Source organism: Paenibacillus vandeheii, assembly GCF_030433635.1.
In the GTDB taxonomy this organism is placed as follows: Bacteria; Bacillota; Bacilli; order Paenibacillales; family Paenibacillaceae; genus Paenibacillus; species Paenibacillus vandeheii.
This window is the reverse complement of the sequence record NZ_JAROCD010000008.1, coordinates 264,763-278,192: the sequence shown is the minus strand read 5'-3', so window position 1 is coordinate 278,192 and position 13,430 is coordinate 264,763. Positions and strand designations below refer to the sequence as shown.

Annotated in this window: 10 protein-coding genes; 7 read left to right on the top strand and 3 right to left on the bottom strand. The window is 44.8% G+C overall.

Going from position 1 to position 13,430, the window contains the following annotated elements:
• Positions 1-30 precede the first annotated feature (30 nt).
• The 5 genes from cydD (at position 31) to P5G61_RS17825 (ending at position 7,972) form a co-directional block, all read left to right on the top strand.
• Positions 31-1,869 carry a thiol reductant ABC exporter subunit CydD gene (gene cydD, locus P5G61_RS17845; RefSeq protein ID WP_301247743.1) on the top strand — a complete coding sequence of 613 codons (1,839 nt, stop codon included), beginning with the start codon at positions 31-33 and terminating at the stop codon, positions 1,867-1,869.
• Positions 1,866-3,599, top strand: coding sequence for a thiol reductant ABC exporter subunit CydC (gene cydC, locus P5G61_RS17840; protein ID WP_301247742.1), 1,734 nt, complete (start codon positions 1,866-1,868; stop codon positions 3,597-3,599). Before cydD ends, cydC begins: the two co-directional genes overlap by 4 nt.
• Positions 3,600-4,362: 763 nt before the next feature.
• Complete coding sequence (locus P5G61_RS17835) at positions 4,363-5,601, top strand: saccharopine dehydrogenase family protein (protein WP_301247741.1); 1,239 nt, start codon at positions 4,363-4,365, stop codon at positions 5,599-5,601.
• A gap of 1 nt (position 5,602) precedes the next feature.
• On the top strand, positions 5,603-6,730 hold the full coding sequence (gene nspC / locus P5G61_RS17830) for a carboxynorspermidine decarboxylase (protein ID WP_024634076.1): 1,128 nt from the start codon (positions 5,603-5,605) through the stop codon (positions 6,728-6,730).
• 369 nt (positions 6,731-7,099) lie between these two features.
• Positions 7,100-7,972 carry a YitT family protein gene (locus tag P5G61_RS17825; protein ID WP_301247740.1) on the top strand — a complete coding sequence of 291 codons (873 nt, stop codon included), beginning with the start codon at positions 7,100-7,102 and terminating at the stop codon, positions 7,970-7,972.
• Positions 7,973-8,076: 104 nt separating this feature from the next.
• On the opposite strand, the gene P5G61_RS17820 is transcribed toward P5G61_RS17825, so the two are convergent.
• Together P5G61_RS17820 and P5G61_RS17815 are read right to left on the bottom strand one after the other, a co-directional pair.
• Complete coding sequence (locus P5G61_RS17820; RefSeq protein WP_301247739.1) at positions 8,077-8,895, bottom strand: MerR family transcriptional regulator; 819 nt, start codon at positions 8,893-8,895, stop codon at positions 8,077-8,079.
• Positions 8,896-8,915: 20 nt separating this feature from the next.
• Positions 8,916-9,452 carry a GNAT family N-acetyltransferase gene (locus P5G61_RS17815; RefSeq protein WP_301247738.1) on the bottom strand — a complete coding sequence of 179 codons (537 nt, stop codon included), beginning with the start codon at positions 9,450-9,452 and terminating at the stop codon, positions 8,916-8,918.
• Between the two features lie 267 nt (positions 9,453-9,719).
• Here P5G61_RS17815 and P5G61_RS17810 point away from each other — a divergent pair, with 267 nt between their 5' ends.
• The gene (locus tag P5G61_RS17810) at positions 9,720-10,616 is read left to right on the top strand and encodes a cation diffusion facilitator family transporter (RefSeq protein ID WP_301247815.1); all 897 of its coding nucleotides are present in this window, start codon (positions 9,720-9,722) and stop codon (positions 10,614-10,616) included.
• Between the two features lie 99 nt (positions 10,617-10,715).
• Here P5G61_RS17810 and P5G61_RS17805 read toward each other — a convergent pair whose 3' ends face one another.
• Entirely contained in the window at positions 10,716-11,579 is an 864-nt protein-coding gene (locus P5G61_RS17805) for a helix-turn-helix domain-containing protein (protein ID WP_301247737.1), read from the bottom strand.
• A gap of 233 nt (positions 11,580-11,812) precedes the next feature.
• Here P5G61_RS17805 and P5G61_RS17800 point away from each other — a divergent pair, with 233 nt between their 5' ends.
• Positions 11,813-13,033, top strand: coding sequence for an MFS transporter (locus P5G61_RS17800; RefSeq protein ID WP_301247736.1), 1,221 nt, complete (start codon positions 11,813-11,815; stop codon positions 13,031-13,033).
• The last annotated feature ends 397 nt before the right edge of the window (positions 13,034-13,430 follow it).

The following is a 13,430-nucleotide window of genomic DNA, read 5'->3' as shown; positions in this document are numbered from 1 at the left end:
TAAGCATTCATAGAAAGGAGGAGCGTTTGCATGAAGAGGAAAACAAGTCTGCTTGCTCAACAAATGTCTGGCCAGCGAAAACGTCTCGTGCTTATGGCTGTTATTTCACTCGCACTCGGTATAGCCATTGTGAGTCAGGCAGCACTGCTTGCTGAAGCAGTTCAACGTATTTTCGTGGAGAAAGCTTCCCTCTCGTCGGTCGTCATGCTGCTCGGGTTGCTTCTAGCTGCCATGGTCGTACGCACAGGGTTGTCTTATGGGAACGGGAAGGTTGGTTTGCATATGGCTGCCAGTGCCAAAACGAATATGCGGGCAGCCGTGCTGCAAAATTTGACCCATGCGTCGATGCCATCAACCCTTCGTGGACAAACAGGGGGAAAGGTCAGTGTTGCTCTAGATGCTGTGGATGAGGCTGACAGTTATTTCAGTCTGTATATGCCGCGTATGATGGAGGCTGCCATCATTCCGATTCTGATTTTGGTGGTAACGTTTATGCAGCATGCCAACTCAGGTTTCATTATGCTGTTTACGGCCCCGTTTATTCCCTTGTTCATGATTTTGGTGGGACTAAAAACGAAAAACAAATCAGAGGAAAAATATGCGCAGCTGGCCGAGTTCTCCGGTACATTCCTGGATTCTCTTCAAGGGTTAGTTACGTTGAAGATATTCGGACGGGCACATCGCCAGCAGAAGAAAATTGAACGCAGCAGTTTGGATTATCGTGATGCTACGATGGGCATTTTGCGGATTGCGTTTACAAATACCTTTATGCTGGAATCGATCGTCATGCTAAGTATCGGTATCGTTGCTCTCGAACTGGCAATCCAGCTGCTTGTATTCAAATCGATGTCGTTCCACACCGCGTTTCTCGTGTTGCTGCTCGTTCCCGAATTTTACAGTTTGTTGAAAAATACGGGAACCGCCTTTCATAGCGGGCGAACAAGTATGGGAGCGGTTCGTAAGGTAGAGCAGATGCTCGAGACAACGGCTGGAGTGAGCAAATCGGTAGATGGCAAAGAAGGATTAGGTACATCCGATGGAATCGACGAGGTCGAAAGCATGGATCGGATGGAAAGGGAGAACGGGATAGGGACATTGCAAATGGACGTTTCCAATGACAGTTCCATGCCACCATCCATGATATTAAACCATCTCCGATTCCGATACGCGCCTGAGTCATTCGAACTGGAAACTGGCCGGGTCCAGCTTGAGCCGGGAGAACATATTGCCATTGTCGGCAAAAGCGGCTCAGGAAAAACAACGTTACTTCATCTCATTGCGGGTTTGCTGAAACCAGCATCAGGGGAGGTTCTGGTCAATGGACAACCGCTATCCAATTATAATGAGACTGCATGGTTCGAACAGGTCAGCTACATTACACAGCATCCGTATATTTTTGCAGGTACATTTGCGGAGAACATTGCGATTGGTGCGGGTCGGAACGTGTCCAGGACTGAAATCGAGCAGGCGGCAGAGGATGCGGGGCTTGCCGCAGTGGCTGCACAATTGGAGCAGGGTTTTGACACTTTGGTTGGTGAAGGTGGCCGAGGTCTGTCTGGTGGGGAAAAACAGCGGCTTGCCTTGGCACGTGCTTTTTTGAAGCGGCCTTCCATCATATTGTTTGATGAACCCACGGTGGGTCTGGATCTGCACACAGAGCAGATCCTGCAACGCTCCATTGGCGCATTGGCAAAAAGGGCGACGATGATTACGGTGGCTCATCGGCTATATACCATTCAACATGCCGATCGCATATTGTTTATGGATCAGGGTGTGTTAGTGGATACAGGAAGCCATGAAGAGCTTCTGAAGCGCCTGCCTCCGTATGCCGAGATGATTGATGTTCAACGAAAAGGGGGCTTAGCATGAACGAGCTAGCGATTTTATCCAAAGCACTGATTCAGGAGCGAAAGGATATTATCTTTTCGATTGTAGCTGGGTTTATTGCCGGTATAGCAGGAGTGGCCCTCTTTTCCGCGAGTGGGTATCTGATTTCGCAAACGGTCTTTGCTCCACCGCTCTACACCTTAATTGTACTCACCTCAATGGTCAAGCTGCTTGGCCTGCTTCGGGCGGCGAGTCGTTACGGGGAGCGCTTGTATTCCCACAGGGCAACGTTCTCCATGCTTAGCCGTTTGCGTACATCCTTCTTTGCCCGACTCATCCCTTTAACGCCGGGTATATTGAACAAAAAGCGAAGCGGGGATCTGCTTGCCCGAATCGTTGGGGATGTGGAGAGTCTACAGCATTATTTTTTGCGTGTTGCTTATCCACCGATCATTGTGGTCATGGTCTTTTTGGCTACGGTGTTGTTTACTTCAGCCTTTTCATTCTGGATTGCGGGTCTGTTTGTATTAGGCATGCTCACAACGGCATTGGTTGTACCGGGAGTGGTTTTGCTTGGGCAGCGGAAAATACATGGACGTGTTCGCGAGCAACGGGCGCTGCTTTCCACGGAAGTCACTGAAGTATTGTATGGATTTCGGGATTTGAAAGTGTACGGACAACTGGCACAGCGGGAGCAACAGCTTCAGCAGGCTTCTGCTGCGTTGACGGTTCAGCAGCAACGGGCTGCCGGACACTTGCTGCGCGGGCAATCCATGCACGCATTGGTTACGTTTCTTATTTCTTGGGGTGTGCTGACGCTTGGAGCCTATCTTATTATTGACGGAGCGCTAGCTGGCGTGTTTCTTGCAATGCTGGTTATGGCCTCACTAACCGTTTTCGAAGAAGCTGCAGCAATGGCTACATTACCCTATTATAAGCAGGATAGCGAACACGCTGCGAAAAGACTGACGGAAACCATACAGACCTCTGATGTACAGTCTGAGTCTGCGCAGCCCGACGGCGCGTTATCTGGTAATCAGGCGGTATCGCTTGAGCTCTCCAGTGTTACGTTTCAATATGAAGGGGAGTGGAGACCGGCACTAAAGGACATTTCGCTGCATATTTTACCGGGCTCCAAAACGGCAATTGTCGGACCAAGTGGGTCAGGAAAATCAACGATTATTGAATTACTGCTTAAACTGCGAACACCCACGACTGGGGAGATCCGATTAAACAACATTTCGGTGGAGGAACTGGATGAGACGAGCATTTGGCAATCGGCTAATGTCGTGTTGCAGCAAAGTCATTTCTTCCGGGGAACGATCCGGGATAACCTGCTGTTGAATGATGAGGAACATTCGGACGAACAATTGTTGGATGTGCTGGCTCAAGTGCAGCTGCCAAGCTCATCTTTGACCGATGTAGTCTATGAAAAAGGGGAAAACCTGTCGGACGGCGAGAAGCAGAGGCTGGCTCTGGCACGGGCCATGCTTCGCAAGGGACGGTTATGGCTTCTCGACGAACCTACTTCCTCACTGGATTATGTTACAGAAGAACGTGTGATGAAACACCTTTATGCACAAGCGGCAGAGGATACGCTTCTAATGATCTGTCATCGCCTTACGGGTCTGGAAGAGATGGATCGGATTGTGGTCATGGAACAGGGAAGGGTAGTGGAGGCAGGCCCCTATGCGGAGTTAATGGAGCGAAAAGGCTATTTTTATGAAATGAAGATGATTGAGTGGCAAATGATCGGAGTATCTGGAGTGTAAAGAGCAAGATATGCACTGATGCAAATGAAAGAGTGTACTTCATCGCAGATTTAACATTCGCCATACAAAAAAATACACTTGCACACGTTTACACTGTTATCACATCGTACGTGTGCGGTTATCCCAGAGCTGCCGGTCGCCGTAGACGTTGTATAGCAGAGAAAACCTGTTGTGGGATACGAGTGGAACGCGAGTTCCAAAATGATGAAATAAATAATTTTTAGTGATCCCTTGATTTTTTTCAATGTATCTGATATCGTAAGACCTGTGATTTTGGAAAGCAGATATATCAACATAAATCAGGTCTTTCCAGCAGATAATTTTTGACCACTCCCCGAAAAAGGAAGTTAAGGCCATACGGACAGCCGGGTCAAACGCCGATTGGCAACTTATGTTGCCTTATTGATTGAGTTAAAAGCTCAAATTTTATAAGTTGGTTACTTTACAACCAGTGCACCTGCACATCAACTTGTGAAACGGTCAATAAGAGTGGTAAAGGCGAATTATTTGCTATATAGACTCTGATCTGATATTGATATACATGAAGAAGCTTTCCGCTGGAGGAGTTCTTTTGAACTTTTTTAGTTATGGAGACTTTGCGTCTTTTTTATGATGTATATCGACAAGCAAGTGTGATGATGCGCGATTGTGGCATTTTTCACCTTGCTTTTTTTGTTGGTTCAAAACGGGCGAAAAGTGAAAAATGAGAAAAATAATAAAGTTAATTTTAAAAAAAATTCATATTGGGTTAGGAGAATGGAAAATGGGAAAAGCACTAATCATCGGCGCCGGCGGCGTAGCTTCAGTAGCAGTTCATAAATGCGTTCAAAACAGCGAAGTATTCGAGGAAATCTGCATCGCAAGTCGCACGAAATCCAAATGTGACGACCTTAAAGCCAAGCTGGACGGCGGTAAAACAAAAATTACAACAGCTCAAGTGGATGCTGACAACGTTGACGAACTGATTGCCCTCATCAACGAAGTTAAACCGGATATCGTCATGAACCTGGCATTGCCTTACCAAGACCTGACAATCATGGATGCTTGCCTTGCAACGAAAACAAATTACATGGATACAGCTAACTATGAGCCGGAAGATACGGCGAAATTTGAATACAAATGGCAATGGGATTACAAAGAGCGTTTTGAAAAAGCCGGAATTACAGCTCTGCTCGGCAGTGGATTTGACCCAGGTGTTACGGGTGTATTCTCTGCGTATGCCCTGAAGCATTACTTTGACGAAATTGAGTATATTGACATTTTGGACTGCAACGGCGGGGATCACGGCTATCCGTTCGCAACCAACTTCAACCCTGAAATCAACATCCGCGAAGTTTCGGCTAACGGAAGATATTGGGAAAAAGGCGAATGGATCGAAACTCAACCAATGGAAATTAAACGTGTCTATGACTTCAAAGAAGTTGGCGAGAAAGACATGTACCTGCTTTATCATGAAGAACTGGAGTCCTTGGCTAAAAACATGCCTGGTCTGAAACGTATCCGTTTCTTCATGACATTTGGTCAAAGCTACCTTACACACTTGAAAGCACTTGAAAATGTGGGCATGACATCAATCGAACCGATCGAGTACGAAGGCAAACAAATCATTCCGCTGCAATTCCTGAAGGCGGTACTGCCAGATCCGGCGTCCCTTGGACCGCGTACTGTGGGCAAAACGAACATCGGCTGCATTTTCAAAGGTAAAAAAGACGGCCAAGACAAAACGTACTACGTGTACAACATCTGTGATCACCAAGAATGCTTCAAAGAAGTCGGTTCCCAAGCTATTTCTTACACAACAGGCGTTCCAGCTATGATTGGTGCAGCGATGGTGATGACTGGCAAATGGAACAAACCAGGCGTATACAACGTTGAAGAGTTCAACCCAGATCCATTCATGGAAGAGTTGAACAAATGGGGACTCCCATGGGTTGAAGATTTCAACCCGGTACTCGTTGACGAACTGCCAGAAGAAGCCAAAGAATCGGAGCTCGTACGTTAAGATGCGGTTTGAGCAATTACCGACGCCATGCTTTGTTGTTGACGAAGGCCTTATCGAGAGAAATCTCAAAATTCTGAACGGTGTCATGCAACGTACAGGAGCCAAAATCGTTCTGGCTCAGAAAGCATTTTCGATGACCACGATGTATCCGCTCATTGGAGAATACCTGAGCGGTGCAACGGCAAGCGGGCTGTATGAAGCCCGCTTGGGTCATGAAGAGATGGGCAAAGAGAACCATGTCTTTGCCCCAGCCTATCGTGAAGATGAGATCGATGAAATTCTTTCGATTTCCGATCATATTATTTTCAATTCATTCTCCCAACTGGAGAAATTTAAAGGCAAGGCACTTCAGGCTGGGCGCAAAGTGGGCCTGCGTATTAACCCTGAATGCTCGACCCAGGAGGGGCATGAGATTTATGACCCATGTGCTCCTGGTTCCCGTTTTGGTGCCAAACAAGAGGATTTCCGCGCAGAGCTGCTGGAAGGTGTCTCTGGACTGCATTTCCATACATTGTGTCAGCAAAATTCAGACGATCTGGAAACGACGCTGAATGCGGTAGAAGAGAAGTTTGGACAATGGCTGCCACAAATGGAATGGATCAACTTCGGCGGTGGGCATCACATCACACGCGAAGATTACGACATCCCAAGACTGGAAGCTTGCATCAAACGCATGCAGGAGAAATATGGTTTGGAAGTATATCTGGAGCCGGGCGAAGCAGTTGCTCTAAACGCTGGCTTCCTGGTTACTTCTGTGCTCGATTTCCACAAGAACGGTATGGACATTGCCATTCTGGATACCTCGGCCACATGTCACATGCCGGACGTGCTGGAAATGCCGTATCGCCCGCCGCTTATCGGTTCGGGAGAAGCGGGGGAGAAACCTCACCTGTATCGTTTGGGTGGGCAAACTTGCCTGTCGGGTGATGTAATCGGCGATTATTCATTTGACCAACCACTCAAAACGGGTGACAGATTGGTATTTGAAGACATGGCGATCTACTCCATGGTCAAAACCAATACATTTAACGGCATGCCGTTGCCAGCCATTGCCGTGAAAAGAAAAGATGGCGATTGCGAAGTTGTTCGCGAGTTCGGCTATCAGGATTTCAAAATGAGATTGGCATAAATAATTAATATCTTACTTCATATTGTGTTTCTCCGATAGTACTGTTTCACCTATCAGGCGCTTCTGTCAGGAAACAATAGAATACACAAACCGGATTCCGCTTTATGAGGAATCCGGTTTTTTTGTTGCAAAGTTTCTTCTCGACTTTCTTGGTAAATAAGGTGAAAGAAGCTTTCGAAATGTAAAACAGCATGATATAAACCGAATTAAACAAAACTTTAAGGCAGCAGCCTAATCCTGCGTGAGGGTTTCTCCCCAAAGCGCATTTGTTGTGTTGAATTTAAAATACCCAAGCATATTAATTTGCCAAAATAGTGATAATTATTATAGACTATTTTCTATCGGTTAATTGTCCAAGGGGGAAAAGGAATGAATCAAAGGAACGTGCAAAAATCAAACAAATTGAAAATCATCTCCAAAGTATTGCTGATTATGATCGGGGCTTTTATTACCTCATATGGTCTGGAAGCCATATTAATTCCAAATAATGTATCAGACGGTGGTGTGACAGGTCTGAGTATCGTAGGCTCACAACTGTTTGGTTTACCGTTAGGGATGCTGATTGGTATCATCAACATTCCATTTGTCTGGTTAGGCTATAAACAGATCGGTAAAAGCTTTGCTATTTATTCCATCATCGGCATTGCCTCGTTAGCCGTGGGTACAAGCCTTATGCACCATGTACCAACGATTATTCAAGGGGATACATTGTTAATTACCGTCGTGGGTGGTATTATCATCGGTTTTGGTATGGGTTTGGCGTTGCGTAATGGCGGGGCATTGGATGGAATCGATATGTTGGCTGTCCTGCTTTCACGAAAAGTACCTTTTGGAACCAGTGATCTAATCTTATTCCTGAACATGTTTGTCTTTATTGTCGTTTCAACCGTATTTGGTCTTCAAGGGGCTATTCTGTCCGCACTTGCTTATTACATTGCTTCCAAAGTGATTCATATTGTTGAAGAAGGTTTGAGCGGATCCAAAACCTTTAAAATTATTACCAACCAACCTGAGATCATGGTCGAAACGATTCGCGACCGTTTAGGTCGTGGAGCAACCTATACCGATGCTTACGGGGGTTACTCCAATGAACAATTCAAAGAAATCACTTGTGTAATCAACCGTATGGAAGAAAGCAAGATCAAGGATATCATTCACGAAATTGATCCCAATGCTTTTGTTGTAGTTTATGATGTAGCCGAAGTTAAGGGTGGAAATTTCAAAAAGAAAGATATTCATTAATTCCTAAATATACATAGAAGTCGCTAATATAGCGGCTTTTTTGTTTTGGGAATAGAAGCTATTGTCTCAAGCCGAATCAATAACTTCTATTCCCTGTGGAGTTCTTATTCCTTGGCAATCCGTAACTGTATTTCAGTCAGAAATTGCTCGGTAATGATCGTATCCCGATTATCAATTTCATAAATTTCAAACGGATCACCCTTTAAAAGGAACCCATTTTCGTTGGCATATGCAACGACCTCAAGCATTTTTTCATGACTTTGACGGTAGTTACCCCGATAAAATAATGACAGGTAATCGCCAGCTGGCAGGAAATAATCATATTCAATTTTGCTGGAATCGTCAGGACTAAAGATAAAGAAAACGGAGTTGAAAACATCCCGTACACCATGCTTTAATTCCTCAAGTGACACGGATGCACCGTACAATTGGTTGCCGAAGTCTGGAATGTGACTATTATGCTTTTGATGCAGTTTTTTAATGGCATAATCCATCTCCTCTTCCCGCGTTATACGTGTATTGAGCTGCAGACAAGGCCGATCAGGATACGTTTTGATAGAGTAACCCCCCGTCTGAATGCTGCTTGCGTCAGTCAACACCTTGATTCTGCCCTGGATAATACGCTGCGTAGTTTCGAGCTTGGCGATTTGTTCCTTAATCAGCTCCTGTTCGGTGAATAACAATTCAAGCGTATTTTCGACACTTTGCTGATCCAAATACGCTTTGATCTGTTGCATAGTGAAATCCAACTGACGCAGGTCCCGGATGATATTCAGTTTATACATATCCTGAAGGCTGTAAAGCCGATACCCATTTCCGTCTCGCCGGGGCTGCAGCAGCCCTAATTTTTCGTAATAACGAAGTGCGTCAACACCTATTCCGTAAAGCTTCGAAATCTCATTGATTTTATAATCATTTTTCATCGTTTTATCCTCATTTGCACTTAGCTATTATATGCATGCGCGTAAGTTGGAGGCGCGCCATACACTTCCTTATACAGCAATTTTCTCACCATTTCAAATTGTGTCGAGGTCAACTTTGCTGGATAACTCATGATCTGTAATGACAAGTTTTGCTGCCTTACAGCACGAAGAGGCGGTTGCACATAAGAATGATCTCCCAAGTAGAATCCCAGGCGCTCATAAAATCCGATCCTTCTCTGCTTCAGCTCATCTACTGGCAATTCGACTTCCAATATAACCGGCTTGGCGGACTTCTTCATGAAACGCTCCATTAAGCGCTTGCCTATGCCGCCTCCACGAATGTTCGGGGAAACAGCGACATGCTCGACGTATCTGAACGACTCGAACTCCCAGCCTGCGAGAAAGCCAATCACTTCATTATGCTCATTCTCTTCTGTGAGAAGGTGATAGCATGAATTGGACAGCAGCTTCTTCTGTTCTGAATATTCCCGATATTCAGCTTCGGGAAACGACTTCTTCATAATTTCAAACACTTGGTCAAACTGTTTTTGCAACATCAACTGAACCACTCCTAATTTGTAAAAGCCATATTTGCGCTACATTCACGATAAACCCTGGTACGATACCAGAGTCAAGCAATATGGCAGAGATCACAATTCCTGAAGTAAGTTTACTTATTACAACTTTTTTTGGCCGGGGTCAAACTCTTTCGTTGTACAGACATTGTTTTACTTGGTTCAAAACGTTTCTCTAGACCCACACAATATCGTGATGATACCATCGTAAAGTGCTAGAAAACAGTTGGAATCAGGGGGATTATGTTAGTGGAGCAAATAAAGTACGACAACTTAAAACTGGGAGAAAAGGGAGCAATCATCAGTATTATTGCTTATATTTGTCTGACTGCAATTAAAATGGTCATCGGTTATATGTCTAATTCCGAAGCTTTGAAAGCGGATGGGTTAAACAATGCTACCGATATTATAGCTTCAATCGCGGTTCTTATCGGTCTGAGACTTGCTCAACGTCCGGCTGATAAAGATCATACATATGGACATTGGAAAGCGGAGACCGTTGCCTCACTGGTTGCTTCTTTTATCATGATGGTAGTAGGTTTACAAGTGTTATACGAAGCTATCACATCCGTATTCCAGGGGAAAAGCGAATCTCCGGACATCTTCGCAGCATGGACAGGCATTTTCTGTGCCGGAGTGATGTATCTGGTTTACCGATATAATAAAAGACTTGCTTTAAAGATCAAGAGCCAAGCGGTTATGGCAGCTGCAAAAGACAATATTTCGGATGCCTGGGTTAGTATAGGAACAGTTATCGGCATCATCGGTTCCCAATTTGGCCTGCCATGGCTCGACCCATTAACAGCTGTAGCGGTGGGCTTTTTAATATGTAAAACTGCTTGGGACATTTTTCGGGAAGCTACACACCATCTTACGGATGGGTTTGACGAAGAACTCATCAAGGTATACAGAAAAACGATTGCCAATATTGACGGGGTAGAGGCAGTTAAAGATTTAAGAGCTCGTAGTTACGGTAATAATGCTGTTGTAGATGTTGTCATTCTTGTACGATCGGATCTGGATCTTCAGAAGGCTCATGATATTTCAACAAATGTAGAAGACGAATTGTTAAGAGAACATGATGTGTACACTGTTCATGTTCACGTTGAACCAGACGAAGCTCCTAACGAAGCGCTTTTATTATAAAACATGAGCGACAACTACAAGGACTTTCCAGTAAACAGGAATATCGTCTTCTCTTCTAAATGTAAGACAGGACAGGTAGCCCAATGGCTACCTGTTTTTTTAGTTGAAAGGGTCTCCGAACATGTCCTTTTGATTTTTCTTGCGGAAACTTCTCGGAGACTCACCAACCGTTTTGGTAAAAAGAATCGTAAAGTAGTTTGGGTTCTCGTACCCGACCAACTTGGAGATTTCCCATATTTTTTTCTTGGTAGAAACCAACAATCGGGTCGCTTCTCCCATTCTTCGTTGAATGAGGTAATGATAGGGGGAGGTACCGTAGCAGCTCTTATACATATGAATTAAATAGTAGAAATCGATATGGAATTGATCAGCCAAGTCCTTCAGCTTAATATGCTGCCGGTAGTTCGTATCCAGATAGTCTTTGATGCTTTCGGCGAGGGTATTGCTCGGCACGATCTCACTTGCTGTGCGCTGATGGTGCGACATCCGATCGATAATCAACAGAACGGCATGCAGCAGATGATGGGAAATAGAGACGTATCCGTCTTCCCGGATTGAAAATTCATTGAACATGGTCTGCATTAACGAACGGATCTCTTCCGAATAACGGTTGGCACGAACAACTGGTTCACTGCCGGGAGGAACAACCCAATCGCTGTTGGCGCGAGTACCCTCTTTGAAACGAAAGCCGCAATAGAAGGTGGATAAAGGGAATTCGGGATCCGATTTTTCCTCGTGAAGTGTTCCTTTGTTATATACAAGAAGATCTCCCTTTTGGGCTGAGTGCTTGATGCCATCAATCGTGAACGAGCCACGGCCGTCATTCACGTAAATAATCTCATGCACATCGTCATGCTTATGGGTTGGAAAACTCCAATGGGGGTTGTCTGCCAACTTCCCAACATAAATAATAATGCAATCTTGATCTTCATACATTAGTTCGGATTCATGGCGTGTATTCATTAATGTCTTCCCTTCAAGATTCAGTGGTGAAATGACAACATACATAATGTTTTGGAAGAAGACCACAACAACCTTTATTGTCGCTTGGCATGTCTGACAGTACAATTTCACTATTAATAATATGTACTATATATCGATCGGAAGGGATGTGGAAGCAAAATTTGATAGGAATGGATTCTAGTTTAAGAAAATGAAACGCTTGCAACATTAGAGAGAATTGTGAGGGCTTATGCATGACTAGAAAAAGAGAAAATTTACTTATTTTAACACTTACATTAGTTAGCTTTGTATTGGGAACCACCGAATACGTGATTGTGGGCGTATTGAAGGAAATCGAAACCTATATGAAAGTATCGCTGGCTGCCGCAGGTGCGCTCGTATCCGGCTTCGCTATTGCCTATGCGATTGGAACACCGTTTGCCGTTGCATTCTTGGCCAAAATTCCTCGAAGAAACTCCATTTTAATTGGATTTGCAGTCGTGCTTGCCTTAAACGTATTAACCATCTTCTCAACAACATTCTTTTCCCTGATGATTATTCGGATCGTCTCGGCTGTTGCTTGCGGACTTACGATATCGCTTTCGATTTCAATTGCAAGCGACGCAGTCAACCGGGAACGAAGAGGGGAAGCAATTGCTTGGATACTGGGTGGATTTTCCATCGCCAATGTGCTTGGCGTCCCGCTCGGCACCTTCATCGGACAGCATCTGAACTGGTCCATGACGTTTGTTGTTACGGCCTGCATCGGTGTGATGCCATTCATATTCATGTTCCGTATTCTTCCACGACAAACGATGACCATTGCCGGTTCATTCAGTGACCAGATGGCTCTATTTATGAAGCCTCGCATACTACTGGCCTGTTTGATTCCGGTCCTTGGAAACAGTTGTATTTTTGTGATCTTTACGTATATCACTCCGTTGCTGGGACAGTCCATGGGCATACCCGCAGGTTGGATTAGTGCTGTACTCCTTATCTATGGTGCCTGCAGCATACTGAGTAACTGGATTGGGGCCAAAATAGCAAAGGGAGATTTCTTACCCAAGCTCAAATGGCTTTTCGTTATTCAAGCCGCTATCTTTTTGGGGCTGAGTTTCACCGTATCTCATCTATGGCTGGGCTTGGCGTTTCTGTTCCTGATCGGTTGCCTGTCATCCTCCATGAGCGCGGCTTCTCAACTCTATTTGTTCGATGTCTCCGGAGCGATAGCGCCAAATTCTAGACCGTTTGCTTCCACCTTGCTGCCCGTAGCGGCAAACGTGGGTATCGCGCTTGGCTCTGGAGTCGGGGGTCTTGCCGTCGATTTGGGTGGTGTAGAGTGGGTGCCTCCTGTAGCTGTGGTGCTCGCTTTATCAGCCTTTGTTATTACAGTGGTGTGCCAACGATCCATTCAATTGAAGCCGGAAGAAGCAGTTTCTCCTAAACTGGATTACAGTATTCCAAGTACACATTAGTAGATCCTGAAGTCTGCTCTTTGATCCACGATTGTGTCTTTTCATTGAGTGAACCCAACATAATCATACATGTTCAGTATGAAAGTCGCTATTCTAGCGGCTTTTTTGTTTTTACGGATCAATTGTTTACCCGGAAATTACGGTAAGAATGAGCTGAGCAAATAGCGTTTCCTAAAGCACACTCTCTGTTCAAAACAGGAAGTGGAAAGATGGAATTAAAGAAAACGGTTGACGAAGGAAGTGATCCAGTATAAAATGAAGCCGTGATTTAGTAAATTAGTAAATTAGTAATTTAGTAATTTAGTAAATTAGTAAATCTAAAGTTTGTGGATAGGAGGGGATCATTATTCAGTTCTGGCCTTGCAGAATGATGAAATAAATAGGGAGCGGCTGCACA